The organism is Mesorhizobium sp. CNPSo 4688, from assembly GCF_057784295.1.
In genome coordinates this window covers 288,192-306,112 of record NZ_JBWLUY010000005.1, presented here as the reverse complement: position 1 = coordinate 306,112, position 17,921 = coordinate 288,192, and the positions used below count along the sequence as shown (strand labels likewise).

Annotated in this window: 17 protein-coding genes; 9 read left to right on the top strand and 8 right to left on the bottom strand. The window is 63.9% G+C overall.

What is annotated here, in order from left to right; translation table 11 throughout:
- Positions 1-29 precede the first annotated feature (29 nt).
- Positions 30-2,378, bottom strand: coding sequence for a xanthine dehydrogenase family protein molybdopterin-binding subunit (locus AC04SH_RS11690; protein WP_488575113.1), 2,349 nt, complete (start codon positions 2,376-2,378; stop codon positions 30-32).
- Between the two features lie 117 nt (positions 2,379-2,495).
- Positions 2,496-2,996, bottom strand: a complete 501-nt coding sequence (locus AC04SH_RS11685; RefSeq protein WP_488575112.1) for a (2Fe-2S)-binding protein — start codon at positions 2,994-2,996, stop codon at positions 2,496-2,498.
- A 324-nt stretch (positions 2,997-3,320) separates the two neighbouring features.
- Between AC04SH_RS11685 and AC04SH_RS11680 the strand changes: the two genes are divergently transcribed.
- The 3 genes from AC04SH_RS11680 (at position 3,321) to AC04SH_RS11670 (ending at position 6,367) form a co-directional block, all read left to right on the top strand.
- Positions 3,321-4,427, top strand: coding sequence for an FIST N-terminal domain-containing protein (locus tag AC04SH_RS11680; RefSeq protein WP_488575111.1), 1,107 nt, complete (start codon positions 3,321-3,323; stop codon positions 4,425-4,427).
- 4 nt (positions 4,428-4,431) lie between these two features.
- Complete coding sequence (locus AC04SH_RS11675; protein WP_477231280.1) at positions 4,432-5,775, top strand: hybrid sensor histidine kinase/response regulator; 1,344 nt, start codon at positions 4,432-4,434, stop codon at positions 5,773-5,775.
- A gap of 91 nt (positions 5,776-5,866) precedes the next feature.
- Positions 5,867-6,367 (top strand): hypothetical protein, encoded by a 501-nt coding sequence (locus tag AC04SH_RS11670; RefSeq protein WP_477231281.1) that lies wholly within the window; start codon positions 5,867-5,869, stop codon positions 6,365-6,367.
- 6 nt (positions 6,368-6,373) lie between these two features.
- Here AC04SH_RS11670 and AC04SH_RS11665 read toward each other — a convergent pair whose 3' ends face one another.
- The gene (locus AC04SH_RS11665) at positions 6,374-7,057 is read right to left on the bottom strand and encodes a response regulator (protein WP_023681717.1); all 684 of its coding nucleotides are present in this window, start codon (positions 7,055-7,057) and stop codon (positions 6,374-6,376) included.
- A gap of 206 nt (positions 7,058-7,263) precedes the next feature.
- Here AC04SH_RS11665 and AC04SH_RS11660 point away from each other — a divergent pair, with 206 nt between their 5' ends.
- From AC04SH_RS11660 to AC04SH_RS11650, 3 genes are read left to right on the top strand one after another with little or no spacing between them, the layout of a single operon-like run.
- Positions 7,264-7,971 carry a fumarylacetoacetate hydrolase family protein gene (locus tag AC04SH_RS11660; RefSeq protein ID WP_488575110.1) on the top strand — a complete coding sequence of 236 codons (708 nt, stop codon included), beginning with the start codon at positions 7,264-7,266 and terminating at the stop codon, positions 7,969-7,971.
- A 4-nt stretch (positions 7,972-7,975) separates the two neighbouring features.
- On the top strand, positions 7,976-8,626 hold the full coding sequence (maiA, locus tag AC04SH_RS11655; RefSeq protein WP_352588140.1) for a maleylacetoacetate isomerase: 651 nt from the start codon (positions 7,976-7,978) through the stop codon (positions 8,624-8,626).
- Between the two features lie 39 nt (positions 8,627-8,665).
- Positions 8,666-9,706 (top strand): zinc-dependent alcohol dehydrogenase family protein, encoded by a 1,041-nt coding sequence (locus AC04SH_RS11650; RefSeq protein WP_477231283.1) that lies wholly within the window; start codon positions 8,666-8,668, stop codon positions 9,704-9,706.
- Positions 9,707-9,732: 26 nt separating this feature from the next.
- Here AC04SH_RS11650 and AC04SH_RS11645 read toward each other — a convergent pair whose 3' ends face one another.
- Positions 9,733-10,596 (bottom strand): DMT family transporter, encoded by an 864-nt coding sequence (locus AC04SH_RS11645; protein ID WP_477231284.1) that lies wholly within the window; start codon positions 10,594-10,596, stop codon positions 9,733-9,735.
- A gap of 106 nt (positions 10,597-10,702) precedes the next feature.
- Here AC04SH_RS11645 and AC04SH_RS11640 point away from each other — a divergent pair, with 106 nt between their 5' ends.
- Positions 10,703-12,136 (top strand): aminotransferase-like domain-containing protein, encoded by a 1,434-nt coding sequence (locus AC04SH_RS11640; protein WP_477231285.1) that lies wholly within the window; start codon positions 10,703-10,705, stop codon positions 12,134-12,136.
- 4 nt (positions 12,137-12,140) lie between these two features.
- Here the strand turns inward: AC04SH_RS11640 and AC04SH_RS11635 are convergent, their stop codons facing one another.
- On the bottom strand, positions 12,141-13,034 hold the full coding sequence (locus AC04SH_RS11635) for a LysR family transcriptional regulator (protein ID WP_477231286.1): 894 nt from the start codon (positions 13,032-13,034) through the stop codon (positions 12,141-12,143).
- Between the two features lie 131 nt (positions 13,035-13,165).
- On the opposite strand from AC04SH_RS11635, the gene AC04SH_RS11630 reads away from it, so the two are divergent.
- Positions 13,166-14,638, top strand: coding sequence for an MFS transporter (locus AC04SH_RS11630; protein ID WP_488575109.1), 1,473 nt, complete (start codon positions 13,166-13,168; stop codon positions 14,636-14,638).
- 15 nt (positions 14,639-14,653) lie between these two features.
- Here AC04SH_RS11630 and AC04SH_RS11625 read toward each other — a convergent pair whose 3' ends face one another.
- The 3 genes from AC04SH_RS11625 to AC04SH_RS11615 all read right to left on the bottom strand — a co-directional run bounded on the left by AC04SH_RS11625 (position 14,654) and on the right by AC04SH_RS11615 (position 17,172).
- The gene (locus AC04SH_RS11625; RefSeq protein WP_112565372.1) at positions 14,654-15,151 is read right to left on the bottom strand and encodes a MaoC family dehydratase; all 498 of its coding nucleotides are present in this window, start codon (positions 15,149-15,151) and stop codon (positions 14,654-14,656) included.
- Between the two features lie 178 nt (positions 15,152-15,329).
- Positions 15,330-15,755, bottom strand: coding sequence for a phasin family protein (locus AC04SH_RS11620; protein WP_488575108.1), 426 nt, complete (start codon positions 15,753-15,755; stop codon positions 15,330-15,332).
- Positions 15,756-15,876: 121 nt separating this feature from the next.
- The gene (locus AC04SH_RS11615) at positions 15,877-17,172 is read right to left on the bottom strand and encodes a DUF445 domain-containing protein (protein WP_477231289.1); all 1,296 of its coding nucleotides are present in this window, start codon (positions 17,170-17,172) and stop codon (positions 15,877-15,879) included.
- Positions 17,173-17,454: 282 nt separating this feature from the next.
- Between AC04SH_RS11615 and rirA the strand changes: the two genes are divergently transcribed.
- A complete protein-coding gene (gene rirA, locus AC04SH_RS11610; RefSeq protein ID WP_112565484.1) occupies positions 17,455-17,916 on the top strand; it encodes an iron-responsive transcriptional regulator RirA in 462 nt (153 codons plus the stop codon).
- Positions 17,917-17,921: the final 5 nt, after the last annotated feature.

Here is a 17,921-nt window from a genome sequence, read left to right as displayed (position 1 = left end):
CCATTCACCATTCATCATTCACTGCTGTTTCAATGTTTCGCCGCCCTAATCGCCGCCCACACCGTCGACGGCGATGCCGGCATGGCGATGTCGGTAATGCCGATGGCGTCGGTGATGGCGTTGATGACCGCCGGCGGCGAGCCGATGGCGCCGGCCTCGCCACAGCCCTTGATGCCGAGCGGATTGCTCGGGCACGGCGTATTGGAGGTCGAAACCTTGAACGACGGCAGGTCGTCGGCGCGCGGCATCGTATAATCCATGTAGCTCGCCGTCAGCAGTTGCCCGCTGGCGTCATAGTGGGCGCCTTCCAGCAAAGCCTGGCCGATGCCCTGGGCGATACCGCCATGCACCTGGCCCTCGACGATCATCGGGTTGATGATGTTGCCGAAATCGTCCGCCGCGACGAACTGGACGATCTCGGTCGTGCCGGTCTCCGGATCGATCTCGACCTCGCAGATGTAGCAGCCGGCCGGGAAGGTGAAGTTCGCCGGATCGTAGAAGGCTGTTTCCTTCAAGCCGGGCTCCATGCCTGCCGGCAGATTGTGGGCGGTGTAGGCGGCGAGCGCCACCTGGAACCAGGGCAGGCTCTTGTCGGTGCCGGCAACCTTGACCTCGCCATTCTCGATGACAATGTCGCCCTCGTCGGCCTCGAGCAGATGCGCTGCGATCTTTTTGGCCTTGGCTTCGACCTTGTCGAGCGCCTTTGATATGGCCGACATGCCGACGGCGCCCGAGCGCGAACCGTAGGTGCCCATGCCCATCTGCACCTTGTCGGTGTCGCCATGGACGATCGAGACCGAGTCGATCGGCACGCCAAAACGCTGGTTGACCAGTTGCGCAAAGGTCGTCTCATGGCCCTGGCCATGACTGTGCGAGCCGGTCAGCACTTCGATCGTGCCGACGGCATTGACCCGCACTTCGGCCGATTCCCAGAGGCCGACGCCGGCGCCGAGCGAGCCGACCGCCGCCGACGGCGCGATGCCGCAGGCCTCGATGTAGCAGCTCATGCCGATGCCGCGCAGCTTGCCTTGCTTGGCGGCAGCCGCCTTGCGTTTGGCAAAGCCGGCATAGTCGGACGCCTTTGTCGCCGCATCGAGCGAAGCGCCATAGTCGCCGGCGTCATAATTCATGATCACCGGCGTCTGATGCGGGAAGGTGGTGATGAAGTTGGTGCGCCGAAGTTCGGCCGGCGACACGCCGAGTTCGCGCGCCGCCGTCTCCATGGTGCGTTCCAGCAGATAGGTCGCCTCCGGCCGCCCTGCCCCACGATAGGCATCGACGGGTGCGGTGTTGGTGTAGACGGTGCGCACATTGGCGTGGATCGTCGGGATGTTGTACTGGCCCGACAGCAGCGTCGCGTAGAGATAGGTCGGGACGCAGGACGAGAACAGCGACATGTAGGCGCCGAGATTGGCGATGGTGTCGACCTTGAAGCCGGTGATCTTGTTGTTCTTGTCGAACGCCATTTCGACCGTCGAGACATGGTCGCGGCCATGCGCGTCGGTGAGGAAGCTTTCGGTGCGGTCGGCGACCCATTTGACCGGCACGCCGGTTTTCTTCGACGCCCACAGGCAGACGATCTCTTCGGGGTAAATGTAGATCTTCGAGCCGAAGCCGCCGCCGACATCGGGCGCAATGACGCGCAGTTTGTTCTCCGGCGCGACATTGTAGAAGGCGCTCATCACCAGCCGCGCGACATGCGGGTTCTGCGAGGTCGTCCAGCAGGTGTAATGGTCCTCGGCCTTGTCGTAATGGCCGAGCGCGGCACGCGGCTCCATGGCGTTGGGAACCAGCCGGTTGTTGACGATCTTCATGCGGGTGACATGGGCGGCAGCCTTGATCGCCGCGTCGGTCGCCTTGGCGTCGCCGATCTCCCAGTCGAAGATAAGGTTGTCCTCGGCCTCGGCATGGACCTGCGGCGCGCCTTTTTGCAGCGCCTTGGTGGCATCGACCACCGCCTTCAATTCCTTGTAGGTGATCTCGACGGCCTCGGCCGCATCACGCGCCTGGCCCTTGGTTTCCGCCACGACGATGACGATGGCGTCGCCGACATAGCGCACCTTGTCGACGGCGAGCGGCGACCAGGCTCCCATCTTCATTGGCGAACCGTCCTTGGAATGGATCATCCAGCCGCAGATGAGGTTGCCGATGCCGTCGGCCTTGAGCTCCTTGCCGGTCAAGACGCCGATGACGCCGGGCATGGCCTGCGCCTTTTTGACGTCGATCTTCTTGATCTGCGCGTGCGCGTGCGGGCTGCGCACGAAAGCGGCATGCTTCATGCCGGGCACCACCATGTCATCGACGTAGCGGCCGGCGCCGGTGATGAACCTTCTGTCTTCCTTGCGCGCGACCCGAGCGCCAATACCTTCAATGCCCATGGGAATTCCTCCGGAATTTAGGGGAGTAGGTGAGTAGGGCAGTACAGCAGTAGGGAAATTAGCTCGTGTCCCCCTACTGCCTTATTTCCCTACTGCCCTATTGCCCTATTGCCTTAGTCATGCCGCCTGTTTCGCCCTGCCCTTCGACGCCTTCGCCATCGTCTTCGATGCGGCGAGGATCGCCTTGACGATGTTGTGGTAGCCGGTGCAGCGGCAGATGTTGCCTTCGAGCTCGGTGCGAACCGTCGCCTCGTCGAGGCCTTCGGGATGGCGCGCGATCATGTCGGTCGCCGTCATGATCATGCCCGGCGTGCAGAAGCCGCATTGCAGACCGTGATGTTCCTTGAAGGCGGCCTGCACCGGATGCAGATCGGCGCCGTTGGCGAGCCCTTCGATCGTCACCACGGTCGACCCGGAGGCCTGCACGGCCAGCATCGAACAGGACTTCACCGCTTTGCCGTCGACATGGACGACGCAGGCGCCGCATTGCGAGGTGTCGCAGCCGACATGCGTTCCGGTGAGACCAAGATTTTCGCGCAGGAAATGAACCAGAAGCGTTCGGTCCTCGGCAACGCCGCTGACCCGTTTTCCGTTCACGACAAACGAAACGTCCGACATGCATCCTCCCTGGGTATAACCTCGGTAATCATGCTGCCGATGCGGCTTTGGCGCTCGGCCAGGCGCTATTCGTACACCGCACAACGCGCAAAAAACACACGGTGCTCATTGTACTTTCGGTCATGGAGAACCGAAAATCATGGGCTCGTCCGCCCCATTGCCAAAGTGCGGATTGAAGGCAACAATGTCATCGACGCTGGCGCCAAAAGACATAAAAACAGGCGCACACAAAAATGCGTCGGAGGAATGCGGAGAAAGCTGCTGGCCAGTTCACGGACGAGCTATGCATCCGGTCTGTCGGCGCTCACCACAGACGAGCCTGACATGGATGCATTCGCCCGGGCGGTCGCCACCGAGGCCGCGGCCATCAACGCAGGCTTTGCGCTGCTGTTCTTCTCGCAGAGCCTGGTCGACGCCACCGCCCTGTCGCAAGCGCTGAAGACCCATGCGCCGACGCTGGCCTATGCCGCCTGTTCGACTGCCGGCGAGATCACCCCGCAGGGCCTGGAGGATGGCCATGTGCTGGCTCTTCTGCTTCCTTCGGCCTCATTCTGCGCGGTCAGCGCCATGGTCGACAATCTCTCCTCGTCGGGCATGGACAGGATCACCGGTGAAGTCGAGGCCTTGCGGCGCCTGCTGCGCGGGCGCATCGGCAGTTGCCATTCCAACAGCACCTTTGCGCTCTGCTTCATCGACGGCCTGTCCTTTGCCGAGGAAGCGGTGACCTCGGCCATCCATTGGGGGCTGGACGATATCCCGCTGATCGGCGGTTCGGCGGGCGACGATTTGAAATTCGAAACCACCAGGCTGATCTCGAACGGCAAGGTGGCTTCCGACAGCGCCATTATTGTGCTGATCGCCACCGAGATTCCTTTCCATGTCTTCAAGACCGACAATTTCGTTCCCACCGACGAGAAGCTGGTGGTGACGGCATCCGATCCCGACCACCGCACCGTGCGCGAGTTCAACGCCACCAATGCGGCCGAGGAATATGCCGCTTCGGTCGGCATCGTCGCGCAGACCCTGACGCCGATGAGCTTCGCCTCGCATCCGGTGGTGGTAAAGGTGGGTGGCGAGTATTACTGCCGCTCGATTCAGAAGATGCATCCCGACGGCTCGTTGTCATTCTTTTGCGCCATCGACGACGGCGTCGTGCTGTCCATCGCCCAACCCAAGGATATGGTGGAATCGACGCGCGCCGCACTGCGCGACGTCGAGGAGCGGCTGGGTGGCATCGACATGATCCTCGGTTTCGATTGCGTGCTGCGCCGGCTCGATGCGCGCAACCGCCAGGTTTTCCGCGACATTTCGGAGCTTTACCGGGTCAACAACGTCATCGGCTTCGGCACCTATGGCGAACAGTACCGCTCGATGCACCTCAACCAGACGTTCACCGGCATCGCTTTCGGCGAGCGCCAGGCGGCGGAATAGGCCTATGCCGCTCAGGGACATCGACGACGTCGACAGGCTGAAAAAGATCAACGCCGCCCTGGTCAGCCGCGTCGAGCGCTCGATGGACCAGCAGGGCAATGCCTTCTCGCTGTTCCAGACCGCGATTTCGCTGGAAAACCGGGTGCGCATCCGCACCGAGGAACTGCATTCGACGCTGCGCCGGCTGGAGCAATCGAACATCGATCTCAGCGCCGCCAAGGAAAACGCCGAACTGGCGAACCTGTCGAAGACCAGGTTCCTGGCTGCCGCCAGCCATGACGTGCTGCAGCCGCTGAACGCCGCCCACCTCTCCGTCTCGGCACTGGCCGAAGTGCAGACCAGTGACGAGGGCAAGAAACTCGTCCGCCAGGTCGAGCGCTCGCTGGAGACGATGGAAGACCTGTTGCGCACGCTGCTCGACATTTCCAAGCTCGATGCCGGCGTGGTCCAGCCCGACATTGGCGACGTCAATCTGGAGACGCTGTTTTCCTCGCTGCGCTCGGATTTCCTGCCGGTGGCCGAGATGAAAGGCCTGGCGCTGAAGTTCCGCCCGGTCAGCGCGGTGGTGCGGTCGGACCGCACCCTGTTGCGCCGCATCCTGCAGAACATCCTGTCCAATGCATTGCGCTATACCCGTTCGGGCGGCGTGCTGGTCGGCACCAGGCATCGCGGCGACACCATCCGCATCGATGTCGCCGACACCGGCTGCGGCATTCCCGACGACCAGCGCGAGGCGGTGTTCGAGGAATTCCATCGCGGCTCCGCCATTCCGGCCGATGCCGGGATCTCCGGCGGCGGGCTGGGGCTGGGGCTTGCCATCGTGCGGCGCATGGCGGCCGCGCTCGGCCATCCCGTGACGTTCTCCTCGAAGGTCGGACGCGGCACGATCTTCCACATCGACGTGCCGGTCGGCCTCGGCGCCAGCGCCGATGCCATCGCCAGCCTTGCCGAGATGGAGCGGCCGCGCGGCTACGGCCTGTTCGGCACCAAGGTGCTTTTGATCGAGAACGACGCCGACGTGCTGCAGGCGATGACATCCCTGCTCGAGCGCTGGCAATGCCTGGTGCGCGCCGCGACCTCGACCGAGGATGCACTCAGCCTGCTCGGCGACACCGACTGGGTGCCCGACATCGTCATTGCCGACCAGCATCTCGACGACGGTGACCTCGGCACCGCCACAATAGCCGAAGTGCGCGACTATCTCGGCCGCGCCGTGCCGGCGCTGATCGTCACCGCCGACGCCTCCGAAGCCGTCGCCAAAGCCGCCCGCGCCGCCGGCATCGAACTGATGCGCAAGCCGCTGAAACCGGCGCAATTAAGGGCGCTGCTGGCGCATCTGCTGGCTTGATAGTGCAACGCCGGAAACGGGTGGCGACGCTCGACCCGATCTGCGAACCTCGACACTTGGCCTGTGTATCGCAGGCAGGAAGGATTTCGCCATGAGGCCGGAACATCAGAAAAGCAAAGCAGCCCAGCCAGATAGCGCCGTACGCAATCCGTTTGACGTCATGGACGTTCCAAACCCTGGAGATCAGGAGGTGATGGACTTTGCCTCCGGCGCAACACTCTCCGGATCCGCGGATGACGAGAATGCCGAGGTCTGGAGCGAAAACGGTGGTCAGAACGATACAATTGAAGGCAACTGGTCCAGCCGCTGGAATGGCGGTGCCGACCCCACGATCACCGGCGATGCGAAGGACAAATGGAAACAGGGACAAGCCGAAGTGAAATCAGTGGGAGAGCAGGTCTATCTGCATTTCACTTGGGACCACGCAGCCCGCCACGGCCTCATCGAGGCGCGGCGCGAGGGCAGCAGGATGGTCGGAAAATACATCAACCTGAGCGATCCCTCAGTCACGCGGCCCTGGATCGGTTTGATTGTGAACGCAGAGAGGATCGACGGGCGCTGGCCGGCGGGACGCTTGGATTTTCGCAAATAATCGATCTCAAAACCCCGCCTGATCCCTGAACAGCTCCGCATTGTCGAGCTTCGACACCTCGATCACCGCTTGGGTGCGGCTGTAGACGTTGAGCTTGCGTAGGATTTCCGAGACATGCGCCTTCACCGTGGTCTCGCCGACCTGCAGCTCGTAGGCGATCTGTTTGTTGAGCAGGCCCTGGCGCAGCATCTGCAGCACGCGCAGCTGCTGCGGCGTCAGCTTGGCCAGCCGCTGCACCATGTCGGCGCGGTCGGTACTGTCGGCGTCCGGCGGCTGTCCCTCATAGTTTTCCGGCACATAGATCGCGCCCTCCATCACCGAGCGGATGGCGGCGGCGAGATCGCTTTTGCGCGCCGATTTCGGGATGAAGCCGGCCGCACCGTAGGACAGCGCCTCGGAAATGATCTTCGGCTCCTCATAGCCCGACACGACGACCACCGGCAGCCGCGGATGGCGGGTTCTGAGCTGCAGCAGCCCGTCGAAGCCATGCACATCGGGCATGTTGAGATCGAGCAGCGCCAGATCGAACGGTTTTATCCCACCCAAGAGATCGAGTGCTTCGGCGATCGAGCGCGCCTCCACCGTGTCGACTTCCGGGTAGGCCATCTGCACGGCGCTGTGCAACGCCTCGCGAAACAGCGGATGGTCGTCGATGATCAGGAAGCGGGCGCGATCGTTGATTGCGGTCATGGGGTTCGTTTCAGTCCTTCCTGGACAGGATACTCCGGTGACCATGGCCAGCTTATTGGCAAATAGTCTATCGCCATCTTAACCAGGAGGCGAAGCCGACTTCTTCCAACAATCAAGGCGGAGCCGACGCTTTTGCGGACGCTGATGCCTTGCCCGGCCGTCCAAATCGGTCAAATGTGCCGGCAGCTGAAGCAGAAAGACCTGGCATGACAGACTTCGTCCTCCCCTTGCCCGCAATCCCATCGGTCGCCATCGCCGGCTCGGCCGAACGTTTTGCGGTGCGCCGCATCTTCTGCGTTGGCCGCAACTACGCCGCGCACGCCCGCGAACTCGGCAATGACGAGCGCGACCCGCCCTTCTTCTTCACCAAGCCGGCCGATGCAGTGGTCGATTCGGGAACGACGATCCCCTACCCCCCGCTGACCAAGAACCTCCACCACGAGATTGAGCTGGTCGCGGCGATCGGCAAGGCCGGCTTTCGCATTCCGCGCGCGCAAGCGCTCGACCATGTCTGGGGTTATGGCGTCGGCATCGACCTCACCCGCCGCGACCTGCAGGACGAGGCCAAGAAAGCGGCGCGTCCCTGGGACTGGTCGAAGGCCTTCGACCGCTCGGCGCCCTGCGGCTCGCTGGTGCCGGCGCAGAAATCCGGCCACCCGCAAAAGGGCCGCATCTGGCTCGCCGTCGATGGCGCGGTGAAACAGGATGGCGATCTCGCCGAACTGATCTGGCCGATATCAGACATCGTTTCGATCTGCAGTGAGTCGGTTGCCCTACAACCGGGCGACCTGATCTTCACCGGCACGCCGGCCGGCGTCGGCGCGGTGGCGCCGGGCCAGACGATGACCGGCGGCGTCGACGGCATCGGCACGATCGAGATCACCATCGGCCAAGATCCCATTAGCCAGCCGTGATCCGATGAGCGACCTCGTCCTCCACAACTATTACCGCTCCTCCACCTCCTACCGCGCGCGCATCGCGCTGGAGATGAAGGGGCTGACCTACGAATACGTGCCGCATCATCTGCGCCATGGCGACCATCTGGAGCCGGCTTACCTAGCGGTCAATCCGCAGGGGCTGGTGCCGGCGCTGATCCTGGGCGACGGCACGCTTTTGACGCAGTCGCTGGCAATCATCGAATATCTCGACGAGACCAATCCCGAACCGCCGCTGCTGCCCAAGGACGCGCTCGGTCGGGCGCGTGTGCGAATGCTGGCGCAGATGATCGCTTGCGACATCCACCCGGTGAACAATCTGCGCGTGCTGACCTCGCTGCGCACTTTGTTCGGCGCCGGCGACCAGGATGTCGTCAACTGGTTCCGCCACTGGGTGAACGAAGGTTTTCAGCCGCTTGAAAAGATTCTGGCTTCGTCGCCAGAGACCGGCACCTTCTGCCACGGTGACGCGCCCGGCCTGGCCGACATCTGCCTGGTTGCCCAGATCGCCAGCAATGCCCGCTTCGGCGTCGACCTGACGCCCTACCCGACGATCTCGCGCATCCACGCCGCCTGCATGGCGCTGCCGGCCTTTCAGAAGGCGGCGCCGGAGAATCAGATAGATGCGGAATAGAAGCGCAATGTTGCTGGCGCACAGCATGAGGACCACCCGATGAAAGCCGTCGTCTTCGAAAAATTCGGCGAGGCGCCGAGAATTCAGACCGTGCCGGATCCCAAACCGGCCGCCGATGGCGTCGTCATCAAGGTCGAGGCGACGGGGCTCTGCCGCAGCGACTGGCATGGCTGGATGGGTCATGATGACGGCATTACCTTGCCGCATGTCCCCGGCCATGAACTGGCCGGCATCGTCGTCGCCGCCGGCAAGCGGGTGACCCGCTGGAAGGCCGGTGAGCGCGTCACCGTGCCGTTCTGCGTCGGCTGCGGCCGCTGCTTCGAATGCACCTCAGGCAATCATCAGGTCTGCGAACATCAATCCCAGCCCGGTTTCACCGCCTGGGGCTCGTTTGCCGAATATGTCGCCATCGACCATGCCGACACCAATCTCGTGCGCCTGCCCGAGGAGATGGAATTTGCCACCGCCGCCAGCCTCGGCTGCCGCTTCGTCACCTCATTTCGCGCCATTGTCGACCAGGGCCGGGTGACGCCGGGCGAATGGGTGGCGGTGCATGGCTGCGGCGGCGTCGGCCTGTCGGCGATCATGATCGCCAGTTCCATGGGCGCCAATGTCATTGCCATCGACCTCACCGACGAGAAACTGGACTTCGCCAAAAAGATCGGCGCGGTCGCAACCATCAACGCCTCGACGACGCCGAACGTGGTCAAGGCGGTCAAGCAGATCACCAATGGCGGCGTGCATATGTCGATGGACGCGCTCGGCCACCCCACGACATCGTTCAACTCGATTTCCAATCTGCGCCGGCGCGGCCGCCACGTGCAGGTCGGCCTGATGCTGGGCGAACACGCCCGCCCGCAAGTGCCGATGGACAAGGTGATCGCCTTCGAGCTCGAAATCCTCGGCAGCCACGGCATGCAGGCCTACCGCTACCCCGCGATGATGGAGATGATCCGCACCGGCAAGCTCAAGCCGGAACTGCTGGTCGGCAAGAAGATCAGTCTTGAGGAAGCGCCTGCAGCCTTGATGGCGATGGGCGGGTTTGAGGGCATCGGCATCGGGGTTGTGACGAAGTTTTAGGGGCGGAGCCGCCCTCCGCACCCAAACTACCGCGCGAATTTCTTCGCCCCGAACACACAGGCGACCACGCCAAGTGTAACCACGACCATCAGCGGGCTGACCTGCTCGTGCAGCAGTGTCGCTGCCAGCGCCAGGCCGAAAAAGGGTTGCAGCAACTGCAACTGCCCGACGGCGGCGATGCCGCCTTGCGCCAGCCCGCGGTACCAGAACACGAAGCCGATCAGCATGCTGAACAGCGAGACATAGGCGAGACCTGCCCAGGCGCCGGGGCCGACGGCGGCAAAGGATTGCGGCAGCGTCGCGAACGTCAGCACCAGCATGATCGGCAGCGAGATCGCCAACGCCCAGCAAATGACCTGCCAGCCGCCGAGCCGGCGCGACAGCGCGGCTCCTTCCGCGTAGCCCAGTCCGCAGACGATGATGGCGGCCAGCATCAGGCCATCACCGACCGGTGACGCCGTCACGCCTTGCATCAGGGCAAAGCCCGCAACCAGCGCGCTGCCGATGCACGAGAACAGCCAGAAGGCAGGCCGAGGACGCTCACCACCGCGCAGCACGCCGAAGATCGCGGTGGCCAGCGGCAGCAGACCGACGAAGATGATGGAATGGGCAGAGGTAACGTGCTTGAGCGCCAGCGCGGTGAGCAAGGGAAAGCCGACAACCACGCCAAGGGCCACGACCACCAGCGACAGAAAATCGCTACGCTCCGGGCGCTTCTGCCGAAACAGAAGCAGCATTGCCAGCCCGAGTAGTCCGGCAATCGCCGCGCGCGCCGAAGTCAGGAAGGTCGGATCGAAATCCGCCACTGCCACACGCGTCGCTGGCAGCGAGCCGCTAAAGATCAGCGCGCCCACGAATCCGTTCACCCAGCCGCTCGCGCTCTTGTCCATTCCAGGCTCCATTACTTTCACCCTCTATCGGACCGGAGGGTATGGAACTGCCAGAGACAATGCGGTACAATTTCGCAAAACTGTAATGGTCGATTGAGCAATACAGATGACCGAACTCGCTCTCAAAACCAACCCTGCAGACGCCCTTGCCGCGACCACGCCCATCTCCCACACGCTGGTCGAAACTGTCATGGCGACCATTCGTCAGCGGATTGCCGCGCGCAGCCTGACGCCGGGCGCGCGGCTGCCCTCGATCCGCGCCTTCGCCAAAGCCATGCAGGTGTCCAAGTCGACCGTGGTCGAGGCCTATGAGCGGCTTGCCGCCGAAGGCGCGATCCGGTCGCGGCCGGGCTCAGGCTTCTATGCCGCCGGATCGCTGGCGCCGCTGTCGCTGGCCGAGATCGGTCCGCGGCTCGACCGCGCCATCGATCCGCTGTGGGTCTCGCGCCAGTCGCTGGACGCCGGCAGCGAGATGCTGAAACCCGGCTGCGGCTGGATGCCCGCTTCGTGGATGCCGCAGTCGGCCTTGCGCCGGGCGTTGCGCACTGTGGCGCGAGCCGACGACGTCGCGCTTGCCGATTACGGCACGCCGCTCGGCCTGCCGCCGCTCAGGCAATTGCTGGCGCGGCGCATGGAAGGGCACGGCATCGACGTTTCCCCCGAACAGATCATGCTGACGGAGTCGGGCACGCAGGCCATCGATCTCCTCTGCCGGTTCCTGATCGAGCCCGGCGATACCGTGCTGGTCGACGACCCCTGCTATTTCAATTTTCACGCGCTGCTGCGCGCCCACCGCGCCAAGGTCGTCAGCGTCCCCTACACGCAAACGGGGCCTGATATCGAGCTGTTCGCGCAGGCGCTCGCCGAGCACCGGCCGCGCCTCTACATCACCAACTCCGCCATCCACAACCCGACCGGCGCGATCCTGTCGCCGGTCACGGCGCATCGGTTGCTGAAACTCGCCGACCAGTCGGACCTGACCATCGTCGAGGACGATATTTTCGCCGATTTCGAGCACAGCCCCGCGCCCCGGCTGGCGGCGTTCGATGGCCTCAACCGCGTCGTCCATATCGGCAGTTTTTCCAAGACGCTGTCGGCTTCTGTGCGCTGCGGCTTCATCGCCGCACCGCGCGACTGGATCGAGCAGCTTACCGATCTCAAGATCGCCACCACTTTCGGCGGCGGCCGGCTGGCGGCCGAGCTTGTGCTGACGCTGTTGAAGGACGGCAGCTATCGCAAGCACATGGATCTGCTGCGGGCGCGCCTTTCCCGCGCCATGGGCGAGACGGGCGCGCGCCTGAAGGCGATCGGCATCACGCCATGGATCGACCAACCCGCCGGCTTGTTTTTGTGGTGTAGCCTGCCCGATGGCGTGGATGCCGCCGACATCGCCCGCCGTGCTTTGGCCGACAACATCGTGCTGGCGCCCGGCAACGCATTCAGCCTGTCGGGAACCGCCAGCCGCTTCCTGCGCTTCAACGTTGCCCAGTGCGGAGACGAACGGATTTTCCGGGTGCTCGAGACGGCCATGGCGCGCTGATCGCTCACCGAGAGGCCGCGCAGACCTCCCGTACGCACTCACGCAGCCAGCGTTGTGCCGGATCGGCATCGAGCCGCGGATGCCACAGCATCGAGATGGTCACCTCGACCGTGGCGACCGGTAGCGGAAAGCTGACCATGCCGGCGCGTGCGCCTTGCGTATGCCGTTCGGGGATGCTGGCGATCAGATCGGAAGCGCGCGCCATGGCGAGTGCTGCCGAGAAGCCGGAGACCATACACACGACAGTCCGCTGCAGGCCAAGCAGCGCCAGCGCCTCATCGATCGGTCCCCTCTCCCGGCCACGCCTTGAAACGCTGATGTGGCGGCCGGCGGCGTAACGCTCGGGCGTCACCGCACCTTCGCTCAAGGGATGGCCCGCTCGCACGGCGCCGACGAAGCGGTCGCGGAACAACGCCTGGATGCGAACCTCCGGTCCCGTCTCGCCTGCAACGCCGATTTCCAGATCGATGTCCGCGTCGCGCAGAGAGGCAACATCCTTGTCGGCTTTGGGCGCAAAGCGCAGCCGCACGCCGGGCGCCTCCGCCTGGATGCGGGCGACAAGACGCGGCCCAAACTCCTCGACGAACCCTTCATTTGTGCGCAGCGTGAAGATCTGGTCCAAGCCAGCGAGATCGAGCAGCCTGGCAGGGCGCAGCAACGCCTCGGCATCCCCAACGACGCGGCCAGCCTGCTGGCGCAATTCCTCCGCCCGTGGGGTCGGAACCAGGCCTCGGCCGGCCCGAACCAGCAGCGGATCGCCGGTCGCCTCGCGCAGCCGCGCCAGCGTGCGGCTCATCGCCGAAGGGCTGAGCCGCAGCCGGCTCGCGGCGCGCGCCACACTGCCTTCGGCCAAAAGGACGTCGAGCGCGAACAGCAGATTGAGATCGGGCGATGTCATCAGCGGATTGTAACACATGACATGGCGTTTGATGCACGAATAAAATGCAAATGCTGCGCCTTTCGCCATGCTGCCGAAGAAATTAGATCTCCAACAGGTCCGTTTCCCGGACCGGAAAGAAGGAGATCGCCATGGCAATTGCTGAGCAGAACAAGCGCGCATCGGTGCCGCGACAAACGCAGTCCGCTGTCCTGGCCCAGTCTCCTCTCTTGGCATTGGCCAGCCTGTCGCTGGCCACGCTGCTGTCGTCGCTCGGAACCAGCATTGCCAGCGTCGGGCTGCCGTCGCTGATGCAGGCCTTCGGCGCGTCGTTCCAGTCGGTGCAATGGGTGGTACTCGCCTATCTGGTGGCCATCACCGCCCTGATCGTCAGCGCCGGACGGCTGGCCGACATGTTCGGCCGCCGGCCGTTGCTGCTCGGCGGCATCGCGCTGTTCACCTTGGCCTCGGTGCTCTGCGGCCTGGCGCCGACGCTGTGGCTGCTGATCGCCGCGCGCGCCGTGCAAGGGCTTGGCGCGGCGCTGATGATGGCGCTGACGCTGGCCTTTGTCGCGGAGACCGTAACCAAGGAACGAACTGGCAGCGCCATGGGTCTGCTCGGCGCCATGTCGGCGATCGGCACGACGCTCGGCCCCTCGCTCGGCGGCTTGCTGATCGCCGGCTTCGGCTGGCGGGCGATCTTCCTCGTCAATGTCCCGCTCGGCGTCGCGGCCTTCGCGCTCGCCTGGCTGGCCCTGGCTGCCCGCGGCACGCCTGCCGAAGCCGATCGAGGCAGCTTCGATGCGGTGGGCACTGCCCTGCTCGCGTTGACGCTCGCCGCCTACGCGCTGGCCATGACGCTCGGTCGCGGCAATTTCGGCACCCTCAACATCGGCCTGCTGGTCGCGGCCGGTATCGGCGTCCTTCCGTTCGGCGTTACGCAGACGAGGGCGAAGAATCCCTTGATCCGGCTTGCCCGGTTGTACGACATCCGGCTCAGTGCCAGCCTCGCCATGAACCTCATCGTCGCCACCGTGATGATGGCGACCCTGGTGGTCGCGCCGTTCTATTTGTCGCGCGGGCTCGGGCTCAACGCCGCGATGGTCGGCGTGGTGCTGTCGACCGGTCCGCTGGTCTCGGCGCTCTCGGCGCTCATCGCCGGCCGCCTCACCGATCGCTTCGGTGCCAACAGGATGATGATCGCCGGGCTGCTCGCCTTCGCCATCGGCACCTCGCTTTTGTCGCTCGCCATGACAAACCTCGGCGTCGCCAGCTATGTCATGCCGATCGCCGTCACCTGCTTCGGCTACGCCCTGTTCCAGACATCCAACAATGCGGCCGTCATGAGCGGTGTCGCCGCCGGTGAGCGCGGCGTCGTGTCGGGCCTGCTCAATTTGTCGCGCAATCTCGGCCTGATCACCGGCGCATCGCTGATGGGCGCCATCTTTGCGGCCGCATCGACGGGAGGGCGGCAAGGCCAGGAGGTGTCGGCCTCAGCGGCAGCCGCGCACGGAATGCACGTCACCTTTCAGGCAGCAACGGCTATGGCAGTGGCTGCACTGTTGCTGGCGCTGCTATCGGCCCGATCAGCCGGCAGGTCATCGTCGCGGCAACAGCCATCGTGATCGAAGGTAGGGTGCTTAAGTTGCGGCCCGCTTGCGGCGCTCATAGAGCATGACCAGCGTTTCGGCAGTCAGGGCCGGCCTCTGCTCGCCCTCGATCTCGACGGTGTTGGCGGCCTTCATCAGATACTGGCCCGGCCCCCTGTCCTCCACCGACAACAGCGTCGAGCGCAGCCTGATTCGTGCGCCGACCCTGACTGGCGCCAGGAATCGCACCTTGTCGAAGCCGTAGTTGAAGGCGGCTTGCGTGTTTTCGGGCACGACGCCCAGATCGAGCGCCAGTGCGCCGATGATCGACAGCGTTAGATAGCCATGCGCGATCGTTGTGCGAAACGGGCTTTGCCGCTTGGCCCGCTCCGGATCGACGTGAATCCACTGATGGTCGCCGGTGCATTCGGCGAACTGGTTGATGCGGCTCTGGTCGATCGTCGTCCATTCCGACACGCCGAGCTCCTGCCCGGCCATCGCCCTTAGCTGCTCAAAGGTCGGCGGCGTTTTCGGCCGTATTTCCGTCATTCCTGCTTTCCCGATGGCTCCAAATGCCTCGGACCACGAACCGACCGCCCCTGTCAATTCGCCTGTTGCGATTCCGTTCCGTCATTTTCCGCCGAACGGCACGCCTCATCCATGGCCATGCGCCGCAAACGGCCGTCTGTGCAGAGGCGGCGGGCGCCGGGTCAGGCCGTGCCTAAGATCACTTCTTGTTCTCGTAGCCGGAGCGGATTTCCTCCATCGCTTCCTTGATGCGCTCGCGCAGGATTTCGACGGATTCGGTGCCGGACCTCTTGACCAGCTCGGCCACGTCGCTGGCATTTTTCAGGGCGGCTTCGAAGGATTTCTTGGCGAACTCCGCCTGTTTGGTCATCAGCTCCTGCGGATTGCCCGGCGCCTTGTAGTTCTGCGCCATGTCGCTGATTTCGCGCAGCGTGTCCTGCAGCATCTCGCGCTGCCGGGACAGAAGCGAGGTCGCGCCGGCAGCCCCCGCCCGCACCGATTTCTCCAGCGCCTCGAGGTTCTTGCGGTGATGCGCGAGGATCGCCTCGACATTCGGCACCTTCAGGTCGCGGCCGAACCGGCTGAACATGTCCAGGAAAGAATCGGATTCGGGTTGTTTGGCCATTGGTCGCTTGCTCCCCAGTTTGCGCAAATGCTGAACCCTGTTGTGGACAATAGCACTCGCGCGCCGCGTGTCCATTCGCCCGCGCAACGCAATTTGGCGGTGCAAAGGCGAAGCGCCCGCTTCAGCCGGCGAGGAACAACAGCTCCGCCGTGTAAAGCACCAGGCCGGCAAGGCCGCCGATGATCATGCCGTTGAAGCGGATATATTGCAGGTCCCTGCCGATGTTCATCTCGATCAGCCTGGTCAGCTGGGCAAGGTCCCAACGCTTGACCTGGTCGGCGATGAATGTCGACACGCCGCTTTTCTGGCTCTCCACGAACGAGGCCAGCGCCACGACAAAGCCCTGGTTCATGTCGGCCCTGATCTGCGGATCGCCGGCAAGATGGCGGCCGACTTCGACGAACATGTTGGCGAGATGCTCGCGGACAATCGAATTCTCCGCCTTGGCGTCCTGTTCGATGAACAGGCGCAGACTCTCCCACGTGTCGCCGGCCAGGGCCTTGACCTCCGGCCGCGCCAGAAAATCGCGCTTCAGTTTCTCGGCCCGCTTGGCGTATTGCTTCGAGGTCCTGAGCCGCTCGATGAAGCTATGTGCGAAACGGTCGAATTCGGCGCGCATCGGGTGATCGGGATCGGCTCGCACCTCGTCGAGCAGCGAACCGGCGGACGCTACGATTTTCTTCAGCAGATACGCGTCGGCGCGGAACAGGTTGAACAGCGATGGCAGTTCCTCACGGATTTTTTCGCGCATGGTCGCCAGCGCTTCCTCGTCGTTCAGGAATCGGCCGATCACACGAGTGAACTCATCGAACAGTTTCTGGTGGCGGCGATCGTCGGTCAGCGCCGACAGCAGCTCGGCGGCCAGCGGCGCCAGCGGCACCTTGTCGATCTGCTCCAGCATGCGGCTGGTGACGAAGCCGCGCAGGCCGGATTGCTCGATTGCCGCAAGCGTTTGCGGCACCAGCCGCACGACAAAGCGCGACAGGCCGGCAGAGCGTTCGGCGTCAGTCAGCCAGTCGGCGACAAGCACCGCAAAATCGACCTCGGCGAGTTTTTTGCGCACCGGCTCGGGCGCCAGAAAATTGACCTCGATAAAGCGGCCGAGATTGTCGGCGATGCGGTTCTGGTTCGCCGGGATGATGGCGGTGTGCGGGATCGGCAGGCCGAGCGGCCGCTTGAACAGCGCCACCACCGCATACCAGTCTGCCAGGCCGCCGATGGTCGCCGCCTCCGCGAAGGCCGCGACAAAGCCCAGCCACGGATACGTGCGCTCGAACGACTTGGCCACGGCAAAGACAACGACGCAAAGCGCCAGCGCGGCCGTGGCGAGGAACTTTGTCCACCGCAGAGCGGAAAGCTTGGCGCCCGCCTCGGTGTCGAAACCGCCGGACGCCAGGGACGGAGCCGATTGAGACATTGTGGGCCGCTCCTCGTCGATCTCAGGGGTATTTAGGGACTGTTTCGGCCCGTGACATGACCGGACGGCCGATTTCGCCTCAAGACATGCCTATTGCGCACACAAAGTTGACAGGAATATTCATCTATCACGCAATCCCAGTCTGGAATTGTTCCAAGGTATAGGCCATATTCCCAAGAGGCCAGTGTGGGCGAATCCGAAACTCCGGGTGAGAAAGCCGCACCAGCACAAATCTAAAATCTGGCGCAGTTCCAATGCGCCAGCACTTGGGTGAGGAATGAAATGCGGTTAACGCGCCAGACCAACTACGCCATGCGCATCCTGATGTATTGCGCGGCAAACACCGAACGGCTGAGCCGCATTCCGGAGATCGCGGCCGCTTATTCTGTGTCGGAGCTTTTCCTGTTCAAGATCCTACAGCCGCTGGTCGAGCATGGTCTGGTCGAGACGGTGCGCGGCCGCAATGGCGGCGTCAGGCTCGGCCGTCCCGCCGAGCAGATCAACCTGTTCGACGTCGTGCGGGTGACCGAAGAGAGCTTCGCCATGGCCGAGTGCTTCGAGAACGATGCTGCCGAATGCCCGCTGGTCGACAGCTGTGCGCTGAACTCCGCGTTGCGCGAAGCGCTCAACGCCTTCTTTGCCGTACTCTCCCGCTACACGATCGCCGATATGGTGGCAGCGCGGCCGAATGTGCGCCATCTGCTCGGCATCGACATGCTGGTGCAGCGCGCTCCGGCCGCCTGACCTTC

Excerpts from the sequence above, each read along its gene's own strand:
- AC04SH_RS11690 (WP_488575113.1), bottom strand. The coding sequence starts at position 2,378 with ATGGGCATTGAAGGTATTGGCGCTCGGGTCGCGCGCAAGGAAGACAGA.
- AC04SH_RS11685 (WP_488575112.1), bottom strand. The coding sequence starts at position 2,996 with ATGTCGGACGTTTCGTTTGTCGTGAACGGAAAACGGGTCAGCGGCGTT.
- AC04SH_RS11680 (WP_488575111.1), top strand. The coding sequence starts at position 3,321 with ATGGATGCATTCGCCCGGGCGGTCGCCACCGAGGCCGCGGCCATCAAC.
- AC04SH_RS11675 (WP_477231280.1), top strand. The coding sequence starts at position 4,432 with ATGCCGCTCAGGGACATCGACGACGTCGACAGGCTGAAAAAGATCAAC.
- AC04SH_RS11670 (WP_477231281.1), top strand. The coding sequence starts at position 5,867 with ATGAGGCCGGAACATCAGAAAAGCAAAGCAGCCCAGCCAGATAGCGCC.
- AC04SH_RS11665 (WP_023681717.1), bottom strand. The coding sequence starts at position 7,057 with ATGACCGCAATCAACGATCGCGCCCGCTTCCTGATCATCGACGACCAT.
- AC04SH_RS11660 (WP_488575110.1), top strand. The coding sequence starts at position 7,264 with ATGACAGACTTCGTCCTCCCCTTGCCCGCAATCCCATCGGTCGCCATC.
- maiA (WP_352588140.1), top strand. The coding sequence starts at position 7,976 with ATGAGCGACCTCGTCCTCCACAACTATTACCGCTCCTCCACCTCCTAC.
- AC04SH_RS11650 (WP_477231283.1), top strand. The coding sequence starts at position 8,666 with ATGAAAGCCGTCGTCTTCGAAAAATTCGGCGAGGCGCCGAGAATTCAG.
- AC04SH_RS11645 (WP_477231284.1), bottom strand. The coding sequence starts at position 10,596 with ATGGACAAGAGCGCGAGCGGCTGGGTGAACGGATTCGTGGGCGCGCTG.
- AC04SH_RS11640 (WP_477231285.1), top strand. The coding sequence starts at position 10,703 with ATGACCGAACTCGCTCTCAAAACCAACCCTGCAGACGCCCTTGCCGCG.
- AC04SH_RS11635 (WP_477231286.1), bottom strand. The coding sequence starts at position 13,034 with ATGACATCGCCCGATCTCAATCTGCTGTTCGCGCTCGACGTCCTTTTG.
- AC04SH_RS11630 (WP_488575109.1), top strand. The coding sequence starts at position 13,166 with ATGGCAATTGCTGAGCAGAACAAGCGCGCATCGGTGCCGCGACAAACG.
- AC04SH_RS11625 (WP_112565372.1), bottom strand. The coding sequence starts at position 15,151 with ATGACGGAAATACGGCCGAAAACGCCGCCGACCTTTGAGCAGCTAAGG.
- AC04SH_RS11620 (WP_488575108.1), bottom strand. The coding sequence starts at position 15,755 with ATGGCCAAACAACCCGAATCCGATTCTTTCCTGGACATGTTCAGCCGG.
- AC04SH_RS11615 (WP_477231289.1), bottom strand. The coding sequence starts at position 17,172 with ATGTCTCAATCGGCTCCGTCCCTGGCGTCCGGCGGTTTCGACACCGAG.
- rirA (WP_112565484.1), top strand. The coding sequence starts at position 17,455 with ATGCGGTTAACGCGCCAGACCAACTACGCCATGCGCATCCTGATGTAT.